This is a genomic window from Brevibacillus sp. NPDC003359 (assembly GCF_042878995.1).
Taxonomy (GTDB): Bacteria; Bacillota; Bacilli; order Brevibacillales; family Brevibacillaceae; genus Brevibacillus.
In genome coordinates, this window is sequence record NZ_JBIAOR010000007.1 from 95,099 (window position 1) to 115,457 (window position 20,359).

Genomic DNA, 20,359 nt, shown 5'->3' on the forward strand with positions numbered 1-20,359 from the left:
AATTTGGAATTCAAACCAAGAAGACATTTTTGCTCCACTTGGCCAAGGAACTGTTCTTTGGCGTGCGTGTCGGGGATATGAAAAAGCTCGTCAAAGAGGTGACACGCGACCAAGAGCTGGCTCGGGCACTCTATGAGTCCGGCGTTTCCGATGCCATGTATTTTGCAAGGCTGACGATCGACCAAATCGTATGTTTGAAGATGACCTGCATGCTTTGGCGGACAAAGCATACTGGTGTTCAGTGATAATAAAGTTTTAGACCGGAACCCTATATGGTACAAGGGGTCCCGGTCTGCTAAATCACCAGGAAATTGAAAATAGTTTTAGACTATACGTTAGAATGAGACAATCTCTGGATCTAAACTAAATAATAAAGTTTTTGTTCGGTGAAAATAATGACAAAGCCGCTTAACTAAACAAGCGGCTTTGTGTGGCTATCTACTTCTATCTTCTTTAATACTATCCGTTCTTACGTTGTTGTCTATGATCATTTAGAGCATCCATCCAAATTGTAACGAGCTCTGCAAAATACTTTGTTTCAATGATTGACTCCAATTCCTCGCCAGTGTCTATACCCTCTTCTAGTTGTTCCTCAACGTATGAGTTATATATTCGAGTATAATCCCTCCGTATTTCGGAACTGTATAAATTCCCTGTCCCTTCTGATACTTCTTCTTCCCCGGAAACAACTCGTTGTATCCTATCTAAGATTAAGTTTTTTGAGAGTTCCGATCTAACCTGTCCCACCAAATACTCTTCCACTAAGGAGAGGTGTTCCGGTAAACAGATTCGTAGTTTATCAGTTTTATCATCGTAAAAAATTTTGTAAGGTATCATAAGAATCCTCCTAGATTACGGTTCTTAAATTGGGTAAGCTGTAGTAATCCTTCCATCTTTGTCTAGCCACATTTCAATTTTAATGCCAGATGAATTCGACGCCCGTGCTAGGCGCACCAAAAAAGCCGATATTGCTGTGGGAGCAAATCGGCTGTTACGTCATTTATTGGCGGGACACCTTGACTAGCTCCCCTGTCGAAGCATCGATAAAGCTATAGCCATTCTTCCATTTGCGCTGGTAGACCAGCTGCGGTTCGGGAGCTCTTTGACCATCATACTGCTCCCACACGTAGACCAGTTCCAGGTCAATTTCTTGTTGGATCGTTTCTTTTGCTTCTTCTGCACTTACAATTTTCTTGGGATCTGGAAGGGTAATGCCCGGGTTGAGAGGGTGGAGGTTTAACTCTGTAATCGTACCCGTTGCCTTGTCTACCCCCACCATATAAGACTCGTCAGATACTTCGATTCCGTTGCGTTTTACGAGGAAAGTGAATGAATACTCTTTATCCTCTTCCTTATCCAGCTTGTTCTTGTCTACCCACTCCGGAATATCTGCTTCAGGAGTCTCTACGATAAGCGATAGCTCCGTTAACGCCGGGTCAAGATAAGGTACGAGTGCTGCGATTGCTTTTTTCTTCGCTTCCTCTACACTGATTTTCTGCTCTGTTTTTCGTTGGTCTGGCAAAATCAGATTGAAGCCGATGAGCCGATCACTCTGTTCATCTGTCGTGAGGCTCACCAACTCAAATGCAGGCGTACCTTTATTTGAATCGTTCATCCAACGATAGGATTCGATTGTCTGAAGTCCTTCTAAAAGATTGTCCTTGTGATCATCGTATTCAAAGGTCGCACCTGGAACATCAATACCAAACTGTGTTTTCAGCCATTTCTCTCCTTGTTCGCGGGAAGCTATTTTGATGCTTTTCCCTTCTCCTTTTACACGAACACCCTCCCCTGCCAGTTCGGCTTCTTCCCCTATGACTTTGCCGGTTAGAGCATCGATCCAACCAATGGTATTCAGTTGATAAATAAGCATTGGTTTCTTTTCTGCCGGTTTTCCATTTTGAGCATAGGAAATCGGCTGCTCCGATACGTATACCAGGTCCATCTTAAGCTTATCCTTATAGATTTTGCTTGCTTCCTCAAGTGTTATCACTTTTTTCGGATCAGGCCAGTTCACTTTGCTAGGATCGATGAAATCATACGCTTCATAACGAATAATATGGCCAGCATGATCAACGGATACGGAGATAGGGTTGTTGGACAGAGGGAGGTCATTGATGTGAGAGTGGTATTTCACGGTGGAGCGAGCCCATTCCAGCTTGTTGCCTTTCCCGTCACCTGATCCTGCTTTTCCTTTGCCGAGTTTTTGTCCGGCCTTCAGCTGTTTTGCTGTCGTACCGAATAAGTCCTCGATAAAAATTGAAGCCTTGTCTCTGGCAAGCTTTTCTTCCGGATAATCGGCTGAAGCCCATGCTGGATTTTGGATATCCATGAAAAGCAGTCGGCCCGTATGCGCATCCAGCTTTAGGCTAACGGATGAGTATGCGTCATACTCTTCTTTTTCATCTGTTTTTGGCATGTTGGTGTAGTGCAAGCTCCAGATCGGTGACGAATAACCGCGAAAGCTGTCTTCCTTATACTTTTTATCAATTAGTCGATACCCTTTCAGCTCTGGAATCGCCTCAAATAGCTTGTCCAGAGAATTCTGAACATCTCGGGAATAATCATTTTTTTGAGACTCTGCCTTTTTCACATCACTTGCTGCTTGTACCGTTGGTTGATGGGTAGTCCATGCAGGTGCAGAGGCAAGTAAGCACGCCGCTATAACCGTCATCATGGATGGATTGAGTTTCATTGGGCACCTCCAAATAGTGTTCAGATTTGAGGATAAGTTCGGTTTTACCTTACCAATGGTAAGACGGAGGGGCAATAATTTTTGTCACATATTATGCCATTTTTCTCTGATAAACCCATATTTCTATTAAAAAACACGCCCTCGTGTTAATCGACGAGGACGTGTTGGTAACCACTCTGTGCTGTGAACATTTGTTTGGCTTAATTAAAATCAACCAGCCCTTCATCTTCTTGGTACGCACTGAGGTAGATGGATTCATTAGTACTAACCAATATAGAAAGAATTAGGTAGACCAAGCTAACATAGGTCTTCTTCGATAGTAACTAAAACATCTATGCTCAAGCCCGAACTATCCCCATCTCTTTCGTACAACTGATAGCATCAGTTCTAAATAAACCGGATCTATTAATTTCACATACTAGAGTTATGCGTAATTTTTATTACTGCGATTATATACATCTACACATTAAAGAAATGGAAAAGGATCAGTAGTATAATTATATGGAGACACACTTCTTCCTCCCCTTTTAAAAACTAAACTAAGGAGTGAATGAACGATGGAAGAGAAGTTTAATCATACTTTTATAGAACCGTGTTGTCCTCATTGTGGCCATTCAATTTATCCTGCTAAAAATGGTTTGTATGCATGCAATAACCCATTTGGTCCTTGTATATATAGTAGTGAAGAATATTCAGCAATTTGCGAAGGTACATATAAAGTAGATTAATTTAAAGGGATAATAATTTCAGTACATGAAATTCTCTTTTAATGTACTGCTACTTTCGATCTAACGAAACGATGTACGTTAATCCAACATCATAAAACTGGAGGATTGAAAATGTGGCAAGACTTCTGGAAGGGACTCAACCATTCTATTTGGATCAATATCGTAATCGTATTGGTAGGCATTCTTATTGCATCGGGAATAAAACTTCTTATAGAAGTGGTTTTGGATGTCTCAATCAGTCCAGAAATCAGCCTCGTTCTCGGTACGCTCGTTGCGATTATCTTACTCACTTGGACTTATCTGAGCGGAAAACGAAATAAATAGATTTCATTAGTCAGTTGACGTAAATACACACTGGATGAGATGAGAATGCGGATGAAAATGTGATTGTCTTGTGTCCTTCCGTTTGTTGTACAGATGTTCTTGTCTAAAGTACTCCACTTAGAAACTATAGATATACTGTGACCCATTTTTATGCATATCTCGGCTGTCCCCCGTAATTAGCTATGGTACCGCCAGCAAAACGCGAAAAACCACGTTAACGATTTTACATGACCACTAAGGTCTTACAGTACAATATCTGCACTATCTAGGCAGTCGCCCAGATAGCCCTTGGCGGCTTTGGACCCTGCCTTTTTTGGCAGGCCCATCCGGCTATCCTAGCCTCAAATTGGGTTTGTGTACCTTGGCTTCCTTCAGATTCCACCTCACAATGGACACCCTTGCTCTTGGCTATCGGTAGGCGCTCGCCAGTTCCAGTTCGGGACTTTCACCCTTGAGATGACACCCATGCTAGGCGCACAAAAAAAGCCGATATTGCTGCGAGAGCAAATCGGCTGATACGTCATTTATTGGGGGGACACCTTGACGAGCTCCCCAGTTGAAGCATCGATAAAGCTATAGCCATTCTTCCATTTGCGCTGATAGGCCAACTGCGGTTCGGGAGCTCTTTGACCATCATACTGCTCGTACACGTAGACCAGTTCCAGGTCAATTTCTTGTTGGTCGGTTTCTTCTAGTACCCCACAAGTGCGTTAGTCTCTTTCTTCCCTTTATCGAAAAACTCGACTATTCCTTCCTTGATAAATGTCTCTTGAAAACTATGTTCCGCTTCCCTAAGTAGGATATCCATGTCCTTTTTGTTTACTGCATCCAACGGTATCTGTTTCTCAGATGTAAAGTTCACCCTCTTCAGGTTCTCCTTAGGCAATAAGTATTGTGCCGTAAAGAGAGCTCCAGTGGCCTGTGATTCTAAAATAACATCGAGTAACCTTTTGTTCCATGGAATGCCTCCCCCAACTTTGGCTAACCAATTCCGTCCATCGTAAACGTTTTGACCAGTGCCAAGGGACAGTACCTTGATGTCCTCGATCGGAACACCCATATTAACAGCTTCCGCAATGGCTAACGTGATGGGGTTGTTCGCCCATAATCCCCCATCTAGCTTGCATTCCTTCTCAAAAGAAGCGGCTTGGAAATAATAAGGAGCAGCTGAAGTGGCTTGAGCTGCTTCCCAGGCATACTTTTCTCCGTCTATCCAAAATTGCGAACTGTGTGGAGTCTTATATACCTTGGGCTTTGCCTTCCAGTGCTCGACCGCAGGTACACACAAAAGTGTTTTGGCATCCTTGATCCGATTCTCACCGAATGTCTGTTGCAGCTCTTTAATAAGATTCTTATTGCTGTACTTGGAGCGTATCAGGCCCATTCTGGAACTAAGAAGACGTTTCTTAAAAATAGATTTCCCTTTCTCAACGTAGAGGTCTACAATTTCTTGAGCTGATATTCCGAGGGAAAGGGCAATTGCGATAATTCCGCCGGTCGATGTACCGGCGATCAGATCAAAGTACCGATGACTCCGATCACCTATCTTGTCCTCTACTTTTGCAATAAAATTAGCTGGGTATATCCCACGAATACCCCCACCATCTATAGATAGGATCTTAAAGGAGCTGGGATCTCTACGCTCCCATCCCTGCTTTTTGACCTTCTCCCAGTCGATAGTCATCTTTTCTACTCCTCTACGATTACAAATGTTTACTTCTTACTGGCAATTTTGCTCCCGCGTTTGCTGTTGAGGTTATGTGGGGCTTCACGGCCCCACCATACTCCCGATTGTACCCATACCTCATAAAAGTATATCCATTCTGCTGTCCAAGGGATGATCGTATGAGATAAGTACTGTCCCGCGTGATAGCTTGCATCCTTCGGGTAATACAAGCAAAGAGATTTATCCGTGTAAACATGTGGAGCACTTTTCAACAATTTAGGATGGAGAATGTACACCTTGGGTGTTGTTCCATGGTATTCGATCTTAATTGTATAAACCGGTGAGGAAGGTGTTGGTTGCAACGTACCAGTCAAATACCTCTTTGGTCCCTTTTTACTAAATTTGAACTGCGGGTAGTACATTCTCACATGGTAGGCTTGATTTCCAATATTCAAGCTACTCATCCGATTTGGATTTCTCCCCTCCAAAGAAACGATGACTTGCGATCGCGATTCCTTGAGTGGTATTTAAAGCGCCTGTTGAGGAAACAAGCACCGTCCCCTGTGCAATTTGCGATGCTACATTTGCTGCCTCGCTCAATTTAGTTGGGAAGTCATCAAAGATCTCGTTCCACTTTTTGATGCTCTCTTCTTCATCTGATTCATCAAGAGCTTCTTTTGCTGCTTTTGAGAACTTCTCTAACTTTGTTTTGAAAATATCATATTTGCTCTTATCCCAATCTCTCGCCAGGTTCTCGGTAGAAAGGGATGGGTTCTCCACATAAATGGAGTCATCTTCTTGGACAATACTATCCAAGTTGTTTACGATCGCTTCTAAGGTATCAACAAGGCTTTCAGCATCGTTGGATCGGTAAACAAAGTGAGTACCGATTAGTGTTGTAAGCATGATTGATTTTGGAGCTGTGTCTTTGCCAACTCGTGTGTCACGCCAATACTTGATCATCTTGGCGACGCGGGAGAACATATCTGTGGACAACAGATTTTTCGTGTTGCACCAATATTTGAACCCAACTGGGTTCGTTTCAATCCACTCGTCCAACTTCTTAGAGGGGATCATAATGCTCTGACCTGAACCTGTAGTTGGCTTTGCTAAAACGATATCCATGTGGAAATCACCCGCATAGTTGATTCGGACACATCGATCTTTAGAAATCACTTTATCCGTGTATGCCTTAAATGTCTTTATCCGTTCGGTAAGCCAGTTCAAACTCTCTTTCGCTTCCTTCTCACTATCCAGATTTAATAAAAGGACAGTATCCACATCGAATTCTTTATTATTTTGTGGCTTGGTAGCCGTTTTACTTGCGTAGGAACCTTGGGTATAAAAACTATTGAAAAGCGGGGAGATTTCTTCATCATCTTGTAGCAGTTTCGTCCATGTAGAGATTGCACTTTCGATCCGACCTACTCGTGCCGGGTTGAGTGAAATCTCACCTATAAAGTCTTTAAAGTAGTCATTCAGTACCATGTAAAATCCCCCTCTTTTGTTTCTTTATCAAAAACAAAAACACTTGTTCTTAATTCTATTATACCATAGATTGGTAAACGCTTAAGGAAGTGCAACCAAATATTCCGGAAATACAGAAAGGTCTAGTGCTCAAAGTCCCCTTTTGCATCATACAGCATAATTTTTCTGTGAATTAATGACTCTCTTCTTTTATATTTGGCAGTATTAGGGCTAAAGAAATACAAAAACCCGTCGATTGTAATCACCGGCCGGCCATATGAAACGAACTGGATATAAATACACGGCCTCCATAAAGATAAATAAGAACGTGAGCTACCCCACGTTCCCATCTTTTTTAAGTTTGTTTAATTAGGTGTGCAGGCCCCACGTTAATCTCAGATCTCTAAATAGGATCAACTAAGTTAAGTGAACGAATCACACAAGAGGTCCTGGACACAGTTTTGTAATTCCCCTTCCAAAGTCATATTCCTTCTTAGTTAAACACTCCATAGTGAAAAGTTTCTATTTCGTGAATAGGTTTTTGTGATTGAAACGGATGTATAGGCTTTCGCAGGATAAAGAGGTATGTTTGTGTCGTTGGACATATAGACGCAGCCAAGCTTCTCTACTCAAGGTAGAGGTATCTCTTTTACGTACCCCTCTGCTCTATACAGGAGAAAAGTTTAACTCGACAGCTCCGAGACTGTTTACGATCTTCTGGACGTTCTCGCGCATTATTTCGAATAATACTGCGTATCTACCTTTTTTCAAGGCAGCTTTACCAAGAAAGCAAAAGACCTCATAAGAAGAATGTCATCACCATTTTCGTCCTTTTTCATTGAAGAGGAGATTGAATGGCTTCCTCATAAGAAATTATAGGAGAAAATATCATCAGTTAATCCTGAAAAGTGAGATAAAGAACTATGTCTCTCCCATTGCCTTCCTGTAAATAAGCTTTGTTGCTGGCAATTCATTCGGTATTAGTCTAAATACACATGATAGGAGAACAATATGAATTATTGGGCCTTATTAAGAGATCGATGGAAGCAATACTTACTAGGAGCAATTGTAGTCTCCACAATTGCAATTGTACTACGGAGCTTTCTTGCATATTTCCTGACGGGAGATATTCCTATTAAATCATTTCTAATAGAACTAGCGATTTATATTATTGGATCATTCTTCATTTCTCTATTTTTTACTCATATGAGACTGAAAAGAGAATCTCAGTAGAAAATAGTAGGACAACTTAGTTTTATAACAGTAATATTAATTCGTTTCTTTTTGTAATCTTAGTTTCACTATCTATAAATTATACTTACTATTAGTTTCCCGGTAATTAGAACCCCGAAATTACTTTTCGTGGTTCTAATAAAAACTAAGGCTTCACTAGGTTCTAAGCCCGAAATTTACTTTCGGATCACGGCGGTTAAATACACCAATCGTTATGCTCTCAAAGACAAAGAATGTTCAACATAGACATAAAAAGAGACCATCATCATGATGGTCTCTTTTTATTCAAATTAAGAACTTGGTGGTGGAGTGAACACGGTGAGTGTATTCACATCCCCTGTAAATGGTTGCTGTGTTGCCGTTACTATAAACTTGCCGTTCTTCAGCGTCACGCCCACATTGTCTGGCGTAACAAATTGCGTTTGGATACTCACATACCCTGCAAACTTTCCGTTGAGGAAGAACCCATATACTTTATCCGGCAGCTGGAACAAGGAGACGTTCGTGAAGCGGGTGCTGGTCGTTTTCACAACCTGCTCTCCTTCTTTCAATTCTACATTCACTAGTCCTGTTGTTCCTTGCCATGTCAGGGTTTTGTAGTTGGGATTCGCGGCTACCGTCAAGACAGGGTTGTACTCGATTACAGGTTGTCCAGGTACAGTCGTGCTCTCCACGGTCAGTGTTCCCATCTGTTTGCCTGCAATGAATACCTCATAGGTACCGGCAGCCAGATTGGAGAATGTCACACTTGTGAAGCGGGTCGATTGATTCGCTTTAATGACGCCCACTTGCTTCAGCTCTACCGCCACAAGCGTATTGGTACCTTGCCATGAAATCGTCTTCGTCCCTGGGATACTTCCGTCTTTCACCGCCAGATTGGTTGGTTCCGCTGGCGTGGTTGGCTGCGTCGGTTCGGTTGTCGTGGTCACCGTGAATGTACCCAAGTTCGTACCAGCCACATAGACATCGTATGTGCCGGCAGCCAGATTCGTAAACGTTACATTCGTAAAGCGCGTCGTCTCTTGTGCTTTGGTTACGCCTTCTTGTTTCAGTTCCACCGTTACCATGGTGGTTGTCCCTTGCCAGGAAACGATTTTGGAACTGCTCACGCCGTCTTTTACTTCTAGGTTGGTAGGAACCTCCGGTTGCTTGCCGCCGTCCCCACCGCCAGGTGTATTCCCGGTTACGTCAAAAGAACCTAATTTCACGCCGCTTACGTATACATCATAGGTGCCATTTTCTAAATTGTAGAACGTCGCGGACAGGAAGCGGGTCCGTTCAGATGCTTTCAACTCGTCGCCCTTCTTGAGCTCAACCGTGACGACTTCCGTCGTGCCTTCCCACTTCACCACTTTACTGCCTTTTACCGTTCCATCTGTCACTTGCAGATTTTTCGGTGTTTGTCCGGGGGTTCCTTCACCCGGATTGCTCGGATCTTTGGCATTGGAAACGGTCAACGTACCCAAGTGCGTATTGGCAACGAAAACGTCATAATCGCCGTTCGTTAGATTGTAGAAGGTGGCCTTCGTGAAGCGGGTATCTTGTGCGTGCTTGGTTTCCCCCTTTTGCTTCAGTTCGACTTTCACAATCTTCGTGGTTCCTGTCCATGCCAGGTTTTTACTTCCCGGCAGCGAGCCATCTGTGACCACCAGATTGGCCGGTGTCTCCGTATTTCCTCCATTGCCCGGTGTTCCTGGCTCTTTTCCGGTTGTCACCGCGAAGGAGCCGACGGACTTCCCAGCAATAAAGACATCATAGGTTCCGTTTTGGAGATTGTAGAACGTCATCTTCAGGAAACGGGTGCTCTGCGAGTCTTTCAATTCCCCATTTTGCTTCAGTTCAATGACTTGAATCCCTGTGGTGCCTTTCCAGCTTAGGACTTTGCTACCCGCCATCGGGCCATCTACCGCTTGGAAATCCGTAGGATTTTGCTCGGTTGGTGTTGGTGAGGCAAATGTCAGGCGCTTCGTGACACCCATTCCCCAATTGCCTTTGTACTCCGTATAAATGGTGACATCATATTCACCGTAGGTGATGTTCGCCAATGTCGAGGTGCTGGCTACCGTCAGGGTAACAGGCGTATCCGATCCTACCTTGAGAAGATCGACACGGTAGCGGGAAACACCCGGAACAGCTCCCCACGAAACCTTGGCTGCTGCTTGTTGGTTCTCCAGCTTAATCGTGTTGACATCGACAATTTTGGTGGCTAAATCCGTTGGATCGATCGTAACGGTAACCGGATCACTTTCCTCTTGGCCACGTAAAGCAGTTACGGTAAACGTTTGAGAACCGGTTCCTGCCGGAACGGAAACATCAAACAGGGTACTTGTCCCCTCTTTCGCTTTCGTTACCCCGTTCACTTTCACGGTGTCCCCATCGATCGATTCAACCGTAAACAACACCGTACTTGCATCCACCATGCGAACCTGTTTCACCGATGGTTTCTTCACACCAGAGACAGGAGCAAGCGTCTTAAAGGTGGTAGTTGCCTGTTTGTCGGCATATCCCGTTTTCAAGGCAGTAACGGTTACTTGGTAATCGGTGCTTGGACGTAAATCAGTTAGGGTGGCGCCGTTTCCGCTAATGGAAGACGTGCCGTCGTTTGGCGTTAGGGTGACCGTATAGGTTACCCCTGCCCCTAGATTCGTCCAGAGTAACTTTCCGCCCGTTTGGGTAAGATTACTTGCGTTTACATTGAACGTACCAAAACTAGCTTCCTCACGCGTTACCGTAATCGTATACATACGGGAAGCAGATCCATCTTCCGATGTGGCGATGACAGTCACGGTGTTTTTCCCGACCTGCAGCGGAACATTGACCGCACTTTTTGCCTCGTTCCCATTAATCGTCACCTTGGCCATGTGATCTGCAGCAGCTGCCGAAACATTGACAGAGGCAGTGGCATTGGTCACGATTGCCGTGTAGCTAACGGTATTGGCTGCAAATGCTGGCGTCAGCGTTCCTTGGGACAAACTGAGCGATTTTAAATCCGCAAGGGTACTAAGCGGTGCTGTGGTAGCCTTTACTTGTTGAGGTGCGGAAGTATTCCCGCTTTCGTCGTAGGCCGTTACCGTGTAAGTATATGGCGTATTCGCGGAAAGTCCTGTCTCGGTATGTGGGATTTTCCCGTTGGAAGAGTACACGGGTGCCAAAGAGGTAGGTCCTTCACCCGTAGCAGTGTTCTTCCAGGTTACCTCGTAGCGATTTCCGCCTGCGGCTTCGTATGTCCACTCCGGATTACGATTGACTACATATTTCTTTGCACCCTCGACTTCTTGAATGTCAAAGGATACCGAGTTTTTGGTGGTATTTACTTGATCTACCATAGGATCCACGATAGCTGGTGTGGTTACCGTAAGGGCGGTAGGGGTACTTTCCCCGTCTTTGCCCTTCGCGATGATTGTAAAGGAATAAGTCGATTTCGGTTTTAATCCAGAGACAACTGTGGTAAGCGCCGCTCCTGAGTAAACAGACTCACCTGTATCATTTTTGATGATGTAACTGTCTGCACCCGCTACTGTGTCCCATGCCAGAGTTGCAGTTGTTTGTGTTACGGCAGTTTGGCGGAAGTTGGTAACGTTACTAGCACCATCTTGAAAATCGATGGCAAAGGCATTGGATGTAACATTGGCTGTCGCCCCTGTAATCTTAGCTTTGTCGATGGTTACCGTAGCGTTGGTTACATCGTTGGCATTTGCATGTGCAGTCGCTTTGCCAGTGAAAGAAATGGTGATTTGTTTGTCACTATCTCGTGTGACAGCAATGCCAAGTCCAGCTGGTAAGTTATTTACCGTAACACCTGTGCTCATATCTGCTGCAAACGTTCCGTTTGTAAGTGTAACTACTTGCTTGGCAGATATACTACCATCGTTAATGGAATCTTCTATGAGTGTAGGATTAATCAATGTTAATGCAGGACTTGGAACTAACACCGGTTGAACTTGTTGTTCAGTTGGCAATGGAGCCCCAGTGTATTTGTCTGGTCGTAAGATCATCCGTTGATACGGAATCACTCTACCATCACTGTTTTTGTAAAGGGTTCGAAGATAGTACCCTTTTGTAGCATCTAACCCACTTAATATCGCTTGACCCGGCTTAGAATTAAATGTTACGCCAACATCTGTGAAATGATTTCCGTCAGTTGAAATTTGCCAGCGAATCATATTACCAACATTTTGACCAAACTCAACAATATCAGAAGGGTAATTGTGGTTATAGTTAATAACAGCTTGACTTCCTCCATCGTATGCTAGAGACATTATGTGATCGCTATAGTTCGCTTGGTTTGGAGGGAGATACGGCTTCCCAATCGCATCAAGCATCCTATTAGTAACATAAATGGTTCCGTCTTTACCTACAGCTAATCCCGGGTACTCATAACTGGAGGAATACACTAATCCTGTATTCCACTTTTCAGTCAAATTCATCGAGTCAATTACTGACAACTTTAGATTACCATATAATACAAGATCCCCATCTGAATCTAGTATCATATCAGAAGTAATACCTCTCCCAAGGGGTGCTGTTTGTTGGGTGCCCCCTGACCTCAACACAGTCAATTCATTAGATTCCTTCAATCCTAATAGCATATAAATGTTCCCATATTTATCAATTACAGGCTGACGAGCAGGTGGCTTAGGAACCTCGTGTTCGCTAGATCCCCAAAATGTATAAGGGGAATATGTTTTTAATGTCTTTTCTTCTTTTATCGTGCCGTTTGGATTCATAATGAGAAGGTTTCGATGGGGTGTAACCCAATATTTGACCTGTCGCATAGAAGAATCGTAGCCCTGATTTTGAACGATGTTCTTAAACTTCGTAATATACAGTGTTTTGTCTGGACCAATCGTAATGTTAGAATACCACTCTGGATAGTTGATTGATTCATTACCAATTATGTTGTTAAATATAGTGCTCCCCGATTCCATAGAAATACCAACTAGGCAATAATAACCATTAATTGAGTTGATTCCGTATATTGTTCCGTCGTTACCAACACTTATATTTCTGAGTTTTTCTCCTGACTCCCATACTTGAGTGCCATCACTTCTTACAAGTTTTAATTTGTCACTGGAAACATCAGAAATTAGTATTTTCCCATCTTTCGTAATAAAAGGAACATCAACATACCCAGGGATTTCCCGAATGATCGTTCCGTCGTTCGGGTGTAAGAATACAAGTTTACTGTTAGCAGTGTGAATATCATTTTTCACCGAAGCGACGATTGATCCATCAGGTGAAATTAGATGTAGTTTTGCGAAATTTGTTTCATACTCCCAACGTTTGTTACCAGATAGGGTGTAAGATTCAATGATGAACTTACTATTACCTAACTTTACAGAATAAATATTACCCTCTTTATCAATAAGTGTACTGTCTGTCCTATAATCAGACTTAGTACCATCTCCTAATTGGAATTGTTCAATAGTTCCTCTTGAAGCTTTCTGAAGGGGAGGTCCATATACCGATTGCATTGAAACCCGATTCCAACTTGCTTGACCTGGAAAAAATGCACGTGGATCTGGCCCTTCAGCAAATCCACCACTAAACATTTCCATTACCATTGGGTCGTAACCAGCGTTAGGGTTAAAGTTTTTTTGTTCGGCAGCAGCAGCAACCGTAGGAGACAACAATTTCACAGGTGAACTGTCTGGAGTAAGTACACCGTTTGCCAACACAGCTGATAAAACCGCTGCAGTTAGAATTTTTTTTGTGAAAATCTTTATCTTCAAGCACGACACCTCCTAAAACGTTAATTAAAGATGAAAATCGGGTTCGGGTGCGCTGAATTGGCCACCTCCTTTAAATGCAAAAAGACACAGAGAAAAACTCACCTTCCTCGTTAGCGTTTTTCGTCTAACGAAAGGATTTAGCGAGTTTCTCACTGTGCCTACACACCCATGAGAATTCAATTGTCAAATACTGATTCTATTCTACTATAAATGAACAGTAACGGATACAGAAAAAAACTACTGGGGCTTCAAAGAGAGCTTCTGTCTATTGAGAATGTCACGGCCGTTAAAGTAAGATCTTATCACTCATCAGTTACATGCTTGTAATTATTCCGTAAGTACGCATCTCTTACAGTACTCGGGTGAACATTATATTCCTTCGCTAAACTAGCAAAGGTGATATTATTCTTCTTATCAAATTGTGTATTACGTATAATTCTTACCTGCTCATCAGTAAGTCTTGCATTTTCACCTTTCCTTCCTTTTTGATTCATGCCCACTTGTTTGGCAATCCTTCTTTGTTTCTCTACATACTTCTCTTGCAACAACTTCCAGTCTAAATCAGGGTAAAGGTACTTCATAGCACGTACAGGACTATATTTAAAAAAACCAAGAAAATCAACCAATCCATAATCTCGAAATGTACGAACACTAAGATTTTCGATAATATCTTCATAACTCCATTTTAACTTTTCTTCAATGAGCCATCGGAGTGCATCCTTTTTGTCTTCCTCAGTCCATTCATCGAAAGCTAAATTTTTAAATTCCCATCTCTTCAAGTTCCACTCAGGAAATGAGTGATCAAGAGCCAAGAACGGAGTATTTGTTTTAAAGATACGACAACATCCACCCCGTAATTTGCAGTTAGCAAAAAATTCTTCACTAGCGTTCTCTAAAAGTTGTTCTCTTTTCCACTTCATCTTTTCTAGTATTAAGTACCTCATGCAGGTCTTAATATTATCGAGTCCTCCGTTATCAATAGCCCAGGTATACTTCGGGAATTGTTTTAGCTTACCAGCTAGAACCTTTTCATATATATCAATAATGCTCATCCTATTGCTCCTTCATAATAAGGCTCTACAGACCTCTTACTAACGGAATACAAATCCGATACCTCATAAAAACATAATATAATTGTAGTTTAATAAGAAAGCATCACTCATCAGAAACATGTTTGTAATTCTTTCTTAAGTACGCATCTCTTATGGCACTCCGGTGAATATTTAATTCCTTTCCTAAACTGACAAAAGTGATATTATTTTTCCTATCAAATCGTGTCTTACGAATAAGTCTTACCTGTTCATCAGTGAGCATTGCTTTTTCACTTATTCTCCCTTTTGTATTAGTGCCCACTTCTTTTGCATTTCTTCTTTTTCTTTCTTTAAACTCCTGTTCCAACAATGTCCAGTCTGATTCCGGATATAGATACTTCATGGCACGTACCGGACTATTTTTAAAAAAGTTACTGAGAAGGGAATCCAATCCCCAATCTTGAAAGGTACGAACACTAAGGTTTTCGATAATTTCTTCATAACTCCACTTTAACTTTTCTTCAATGAGCCACCCGAGTGCATCCTTTTTATCTTCCTCAGTCCATTTATTAAAAGTTATATGTTTAAACTCCCACCTTTTCAGATCCCACTCAGGGAAAGAGTGCGCAAGAGCCAAGAATGGAGTATTGGTATTAAAAACATGAACTAATCCACCAGCTAATTTGCAGTTATGAACAAACTCCGCACTGATTTTTTCCAAGAGATCGTCTCTATCCCACTTCATCTTATCTAGGATTAAGTACCTCATACAAATCTTAATGTTATCGAGTCCTCCGTAATCAACATCCCAGGTATATTTAGGAAATCTCTTTAGTTTACCTGCTAGAACCTTTTCATATATATCAATAATACTCATTTTGTAGCTCCTCCTCTTGATTTACCTATACAAAAAAAAAGGTCTCAACGAGACCCTTTTACTTACTCATAATTAATGGTGTTGTATAGGTTTCCTGTTCCTTCATCAAGTTAAGGTGATCCTCTGTCGTCATTCTGGGTTGACCTGGCTTCCATTTTGCTCTTTTAGCAGCAGAATAAATGCGCTCCGCAGCAGCTACACGATCTGGTTCTTGGGAGAACCCAGATTTTCTTAGCGATGCTTGCCCATTCATTGCTTTTGAGAGCATTTTTTTCATTATAGCCACCCCTTCCTCCAATAATGACGGATCTTCAAAATCAGCATAAAACGTGTTGAGATTCGGTAATATAAATTTACCACGACGATCCAACATGTTCAACCAGATCCTGTAATCCTCCACTAGGCTCTCTTTCAAAAGGTATACTTTGTCGTCTATTGATGCGCCATAGAATTCAGAAGAGCGTCTATCGAGCAGTTCAGCATACCCTGCTTCGAAAAACCACCGGTAAACCTCTACATTGGTTTGAAAACCCAATGCATCAAACATCCTCCAATGCAATAAATGACCGTATTCATGTAGAAGACTTTGAGCACATCTTTCATGCAGATCTAATAGTTTCAAATTCTCGAGGATTTCGCTGTGATAATCTCCATCGAGCATGGTGTCTGGATCAAGTACCATATTACTTGCGATTCTACTGTACTTCGAAACTTCATTTGATAACCGGCTGACTGTATCATCTGGTAAAAGAAGTATCCATTCTTCTCTTGTATGCTGAGGTCGATACATCATAGCGGAAGTTTTTAGACAATTCATTTTGTTGTTTTTAAAACGGAAGTACAAGTTGAATATTTCTACGTCTCGGAGAACGTGAAAATGACGCTTCTGCCTACGTTTTGCAATCTTGTAACCTCCACTCACTTCAAAATTCGTCCGATTCGGATAATGATAGACTGTGGTCGTATTGCCATCTATTAATTCCATTTGAAGAGCCAAATGTTTCCGTATATTTTTTACATGGGCTCTCTCCAATTCTAACTCTATATCATCGCCTTCTAAATATACAGCAAATACATCTTTACTCATTTCAATTTCTTCAAAGTGAATTTCCTCTTCGTCTTCCTGAGAATCAATTATGTATTGGCCCAGTAAAAGAGACAACTCGTTCAACCCCTTAAGCATTCTTCCAGTATTCTACCACTTTATTTGGTAGGAACCAATAAGAGTAACCAGAAGCCTGGTTACTCTTAAATTAAGCCGTTTATTTAAATCTTATTGATACTCGTTTACATCGACTATTTGCCAGCCATTAATATAATTCGTACGTTTTACTTGTTGTAAATGAAGTCCGAACCCATAATCGTTCGTACCGGTTATCTTCCTAAATATACCTCTGTATTTCCTTACTTTTCTGTTACCGAACTTATCACTGTTACCGACAGTCACGATAACCGCTTTCCCAATAAGCGGCAGAAAGGAATCAAGAAACTTCTTGTTCTCTTCATTAACCCACAAACTCATATCTTTCAGTTCTCGAAACTTGTTTTTATCAAACACCTGCTGAACAGTCCACGGATATGCTCCTACTCTAAGTTCTTCCTTCATGGATATCTTATCCCTCCAATTTTAATAGCACGTGCTTTCAAATATGCCTGAAGTTTGAAACATGGGATAAATACATTAAACATGAGCTCCGGATCTCATACCGAAGTATCGATCGATTGCCTGGAATGCTTCCTCTGCAAAAATTACCTTCCCGTCATTAATCAATGAGTCCATTCTATAGGATGATGGCTCACTATATTCTCCTATCAGCCCTTCAATTTTAAGTAAATCACGCTCAGGTAAATTAACATCCAAAATAAGGATATATCTACCTTGATAGTGATAGACAGATCCCCCAGATAATGAAAGGGTTGAGAAGAGCTCTTTTCCTACAGTAAACAGGTCCTCATTTTGAGCAAATGAGTATTGCAAGATAGTACGTCCTATGTCACTAATTTTTACCTCTGACGATATTTTCTTTCTTATATCCAGTGTAACAGTAACTACGAGGCTCTCTGGACCATCACAACTTATACCTACTAAATCATAACGCTCTATCCCAAGTATCTGCTTCGCTTCATCAACTAAGTAGTCCGTAATATTATCAAATTCTTGGAATCCAATCTTCGTATAACTAATCTGAGGGATAATTCCTATGTCTATCAAATTAGACATACTCGAAACTACTTGAAATTGATTTGCGGCTAGCAGCTTTATTTTCATATAATCCTCCGTTTCTAATCACCGGTTCTTTGAAAGAAGTCATTAATGAACATGAATGGTGGTGCATTGCATTAGATAACCTCGAGACTCGTACAAATGAAAAAAGTTCCTCCCCTTTCATTCCCGTGTTTTACACATTAAAAAATGCCTATTGTGAGATACATACCAGTCATTCCTTGGTCATGTTTCTACAAAAGGCATTAATCAAAATGTGTACAAAAAAGGCCCTTTGCAGAACACATACCCATAGCTGGGTATACGCTCGCAAAGAGCCAAATTCTAACAAGCAATCCGCTCGCTTAATTGAATATAAGCGGCAACTAAATCAAAGAATAGTCTAGATTTAGTATAGCCCTATTAATACTATACTGCAATTTATAATCCATTACCCTCTAATCGCCGGCTAGTTACTCGTCAACATTCTCCACATGGGACTGAGTTTTACTAGCCTGTAGCATGTATCCAACATACTGCTTTATCAGAGACGTTCAGTTTCTAAAGTAACCCGCTCCCATTTAGCCCCGTTCATATCGATGGCCAACCTAAAACCCCGAACTTATTGACTATGTACACGGTTGTAATGGGCATTGATAAAAGATATAAACGTACGAATACAAATATCTCTAAATTGACTATAAGTTAAAGAAACCTCATACGTGATTGTCTTTTTTCCCTCATCCTTTTGTAGTTTTGAATCTAGTACACTAATGGTATTACCATCGTACCCCTCTTCATTAAAAGAAAATGACCAATAATTTCCTTCATGAGCAACATTGTTCCTAATGGATGTTAATAAGAGCGCAAACTGCTCAATAGATATCTGAGTGTGATATCCTGTTTCATCATCAAATAAGCTAAAATGAATACTATCTTCGACTATCTTTCTATCCTCTGCACTCAGATGTTTGTCAAAAAACTGGATGACCATTTCCTGCTTCTGGATTTTAGGATGATTTGTTAGATATTGATAAAGGGACTCAATGCAGGTAACGAGGAAAAAAACACTTAAATCCCTTCGATCCGGGCGAATTTTATCCATGTCATCTGACAAGGTTACCAGTCGGTATACATTGTTAAGCATACGTCGCGGACTCAAATCATCTGTATAATCCCATTTATCTTGAATAAACCTTTTCAGATCTGCTTCAGTTTGAAAATAGGTTCGAAAAAAGTCCTCTTGCTGCTGTATCAACTTCTTCTCCATAAATCGCACTCCTATTGGTAATATCCAAAACGGCCGCTTCTCCATTTGGTTTTCACCATTAATTTTCTCTGCATTATAAACATTCCCTCTGTTAGAAAATTGAAACACATTTAGCCTAACTTTCTGTTAATCCAAGCATTCCACTTATTGTGTTAACCGCTTCGTGCTTATTTACTGGCAGATTCATTGAACTGCCAGAATAAATTACTATTGATTGACCTTCAGGGTTTTTTACTGGCATGAATTTAAAAATCCGATGTCCAATTCGCCCTTTTGTACCAGTTAAAAGGCAGTGTGCATCGAGATAGAACTTATCAGGAAAACTTCCTAATATATCCGCCCAAGGTAAGCCTATACCCAAAATATGCTTAACTAGGCGAGAACAAGCGATTTCCTCAATAACATCTATCGCGAGTTGAGTTGAAGGTAAATTTCTGAACCACTCTTCTTGAGAGATCATACCAGCTTTCCATCTATCTGAATGAAATGGTAGAAGCTCAATGGTGTGTATTAATACTATAACAAACAATAGACAATAGACACCAGACCACTCAACACCCATATACGAACTAACATTCTCTATATTCTCTTCCATATTCACGTAAAAACCTTTATTATGTACATTATATTAATCGAAAGGAATGTTAACTAAATGAACAAGACCGAACTAATTGCAAAAGTAGCTGAAGTAACTGAACTCACTAAAAAGGATTCTACCAAAGCTGTTGACGCTATTTTGGACAGCATTGCAAACTCACTTCAAAACGGTGAAAAAGTATCTCTTATCGGTTTTGGTAACTTTGAGGTACGTGAACGTGCAGCTCGTAAAGGTCGAAATCCACAAACTGGAGATGAGATTGAGATTGCTGCAAGTAAAATACCAGCCTTCAAGCCAGGAAAAGAACTAAAAGACATAGTAAAATAGCCAGAAAACGCCCATCAGGGCGTTTTTTTCTAGTGGATAGCATTGAAGCCGTCGACGTTCCAGAATTAAATCCTTCTCAAGTTTGCGTGGCTTTTCCGGATGTGTCTTAGTTTATATGATTCTTTTATTGGTTATTCATCATGTCTCTAATTTCTTCTAATCTAATGATCTCCACTTTCAATTCATCCGTAGGATGAAAATAGTATTC

17 protein-coding genes are annotated in these 20,359 nt (G+C 41.4%); 4 read left to right on the forward strand and 13 right to left on the reverse strand.

Annotation, left to right across the window (positions count from 1 at the left end; translation table 11 throughout):
* Positions 1–29 precede the first annotated feature (29 nt).
* Positions 30–245, forward strand: a complete 216-nt coding sequence (locus ACFYU8_RS18165) for a DNA alkylation repair protein (protein ID WP_390301361.1) — start codon at positions 30–32, stop codon at positions 243–245.
* Positions 246–459: 214 nt separating this feature from the next.
* On the opposite strand, the gene ACFYU8_RS18170 is transcribed toward ACFYU8_RS18165, so the two are convergent.
* Together ACFYU8_RS18170 and ACFYU8_RS18175 are read right to left on the reverse strand one after the other, a co-directional pair.
* A complete protein-coding gene (locus ACFYU8_RS18170) occupies positions 460–837 on the reverse strand; it encodes a hypothetical protein (RefSeq protein ID WP_390301358.1) in 378 nt (125 codons plus the stop codon).
* Between the two features lie 163 nt (positions 838–1,000).
* On the reverse strand, positions 1,001–2,695 hold the full coding sequence (locus tag ACFYU8_RS18175; protein WP_391365903.1) for a YcdB/YcdC domain-containing protein: 1,695 nt from the start codon (positions 2,693–2,695) through the stop codon (positions 1,001–1,003).
* 557 nt (positions 2,696–3,252) lie between these two features.
* Here ACFYU8_RS18175 and ACFYU8_RS18180 point away from each other — a divergent pair.
* Both ACFYU8_RS18180 and ACFYU8_RS18185 read left to right on the forward strand, forming a co-directional pair.
* Positions 3,253–3,423: a hypothetical protein gene (locus ACFYU8_RS18180; RefSeq protein ID WP_390301986.1), complete on the forward strand. Its 171-nt coding sequence runs from the start codon at positions 3,253–3,255 to the stop codon at positions 3,421–3,423.
* A 111-nt stretch (positions 3,424–3,534) separates the two neighbouring features.
* Positions 3,535–3,747 carry a hypothetical protein gene (locus tag ACFYU8_RS18185; protein WP_390301983.1) on the forward strand — a complete coding sequence of 71 codons (213 nt, stop codon included), beginning with the start codon at positions 3,535–3,537 and terminating at the stop codon, positions 3,745–3,747.
* Positions 3,748–4,438: 691 nt separating this feature from the next.
* On the opposite strand, the gene ACFYU8_RS18190 is transcribed toward ACFYU8_RS18185, so the two are convergent.
* The 11 genes from ACFYU8_RS18190 to ACFYU8_RS18240 form a co-directional block, all read right to left on the reverse strand.
* Entirely contained in the window at positions 4,439–5,431 is a 993-nt protein-coding gene (locus tag ACFYU8_RS18190) for a CBASS cGAMP-activated phospholipase (protein ID WP_390301980.1), read from the reverse strand.
* Between the two features lie 29 nt (positions 5,432–5,460).
* Positions 5,461–5,877: a type II CBASS E2 protein gene (locus ACFYU8_RS18195; protein WP_390301977.1), complete on the reverse strand. Its 417-nt coding sequence runs from the start codon at positions 5,875–5,877 to the stop codon at positions 5,461–5,463.
* Complete coding sequence (locus ACFYU8_RS18200; protein WP_390301973.1) at positions 5,870–6,901, reverse strand: SMODS domain-containing nucleotidyltransferase; 1,032 nt, start codon at positions 6,899–6,901, stop codon at positions 5,870–5,872. Before ACFYU8_RS18200 ends, ACFYU8_RS18195 begins: the two co-directional genes overlap by 8 nt.
* Before the next feature lie 1,502 nt (positions 6,902–8,403).
* Positions 8,404–12,558, reverse strand: coding sequence for a cadherin-like beta sandwich domain-containing protein (locus tag ACFYU8_RS18205; RefSeq protein ID WP_390301970.1), 4,155 nt, complete (start codon positions 12,556–12,558; stop codon positions 8,404–8,406).
* Positions 12,559–14,147: 1,589 nt separating this feature from the next.
* Positions 14,148–14,897 carry a DUF4046 domain-containing protein gene (locus tag ACFYU8_RS18210; RefSeq protein WP_390301967.1) on the reverse strand — a complete coding sequence of 250 codons (750 nt, stop codon included), beginning with the start codon at positions 14,895–14,897 and terminating at the stop codon, positions 14,148–14,150.
* 103 nt (positions 14,898–15,000) lie between these two features.
* Positions 15,001–15,753 (reverse strand): DUF4046 domain-containing protein, encoded by a 753-nt coding sequence (locus ACFYU8_RS18215; RefSeq protein ID WP_390301964.1) that lies wholly within the window; start codon positions 15,751–15,753, stop codon positions 15,001–15,003.
* A gap of 58 nt (positions 15,754–15,811) precedes the next feature.
* Complete coding sequence (locus ACFYU8_RS18220; protein ID WP_390301961.1) at positions 15,812–16,915, reverse strand: hypothetical protein; 1,104 nt, start codon at positions 16,913–16,915, stop codon at positions 15,812–15,814.
* A gap of 111 nt (positions 16,916–17,026) precedes the next feature.
* Positions 17,027–17,359: a hypothetical protein gene (locus ACFYU8_RS18225; protein WP_390301958.1), complete on the reverse strand. Its 333-nt coding sequence runs from the start codon at positions 17,357–17,359 to the stop codon at positions 17,027–17,029.
* 75 nt (positions 17,360–17,434) lie between these two features.
* Complete coding sequence (locus ACFYU8_RS18230) at positions 17,435–18,022, reverse strand: adaptor protein MecA (RefSeq protein ID WP_390301955.1); 588 nt, start codon at positions 18,020–18,022, stop codon at positions 17,435–17,437.
* 556 nt (positions 18,023–18,578) lie between these two features.
* Positions 18,579–19,226 (reverse strand): hypothetical protein, encoded by a 648-nt coding sequence (locus tag ACFYU8_RS18235; RefSeq protein ID WP_390301952.1) that lies wholly within the window; start codon positions 19,224–19,226, stop codon positions 18,579–18,581.
* Between the two features lie 115 nt (positions 19,227–19,341).
* Positions 19,342–19,827, reverse strand: a complete 486-nt coding sequence (locus ACFYU8_RS18240; RefSeq protein WP_390301949.1) for a hypothetical protein — start codon at positions 19,825–19,827, stop codon at positions 19,342–19,344.
* A 51-nt stretch (positions 19,828–19,878) separates the two neighbouring features.
* On the opposite strand from ACFYU8_RS18240, the gene ACFYU8_RS18245 reads away from it, so the two are divergent.
* On the forward strand, positions 19,879–20,151 hold the full coding sequence (locus ACFYU8_RS18245; RefSeq protein WP_390301946.1) for an HU family DNA-binding protein: 273 nt from the start codon (positions 19,879–19,881) through the stop codon (positions 20,149–20,151).
* The last annotated feature ends 208 nt before the right edge of the window (positions 20,152–20,359 follow it).

Coding starts and splice junctions, on each gene's coding strand:
- ACFYU8_RS18170 (WP_390301358.1), bottom strand. CDS start 837: ATGATACCTTACAAAATTTTTTACGATGATAAAACTGATAAACTACGA.
- ACFYU8_RS18175 (WP_391365903.1), bottom strand. CDS start 2,695: ATGAAACTCAATCCATCCATGATGACGGTTATAGCGGCGTGCTTACTT.
- ACFYU8_RS18180 (WP_390301986.1), top strand. CDS start 3,253: ATGGAAGAGAAGTTTAATCATACTTTTATAGAACCGTGTTGTCCTCAT.
- ACFYU8_RS18185 (WP_390301983.1), top strand. CDS start 3,535: ATGTGGCAAGACTTCTGGAAGGGACTCAACCATTCTATTTGGATCAAT.
- ACFYU8_RS18190 (WP_390301980.1), bottom strand. CDS start 5,431: ATGACTATCGACTGGGAGAAGGTCAAAAAGCAGGGATGGGAGCGTAGA.
- ACFYU8_RS18195 (WP_390301977.1), bottom strand. CDS start 5,877: ATGAGTAGCTTGAATATTGGAAATCAAGCCTACCATGTGAGAATGTAC.
- ACFYU8_RS18200 (WP_390301973.1), bottom strand. CDS start 6,901: ATGGTACTGAATGACTACTTTAAAGACTTTATAGGTGAGATTTCACTC.
- ACFYU8_RS18210 (WP_390301967.1), bottom strand. CDS start 14,897: ATGAGCATTATTGATATATATGAAAAGGTTCTAGCTGGTAAGCTAAAA.
- ACFYU8_RS18215 (WP_390301964.1), bottom strand. CDS start 15,753: ATGAGTATTATTGATATATATGAAAAGGTTCTAGCAGGTAAACTAAAG.
- ACFYU8_RS18225 (WP_390301958.1), bottom strand. CDS start 17,359: ATGAAGGAAGAACTTAGAGTAGGAGCATATCCGTGGACTGTTCAGCAG.
- ACFYU8_RS18230 (WP_390301955.1), bottom strand. CDS start 18,022: ATGAAAATAAAGCTGCTAGCCGCAAATCAATTTCAAGTAGTTTCGAGT.
- ACFYU8_RS18235 (WP_390301952.1), bottom strand. CDS start 19,226: ATGGAGAAGAAGTTGATACAGCAGCAAGAGGACTTTTTTCGAACCTAT.
- ACFYU8_RS18245 (WP_390301946.1), top strand. CDS start 19,879: ATGAACAAGACCGAACTAATTGCAAAAGTAGCTGAAGTAACTGAACTC.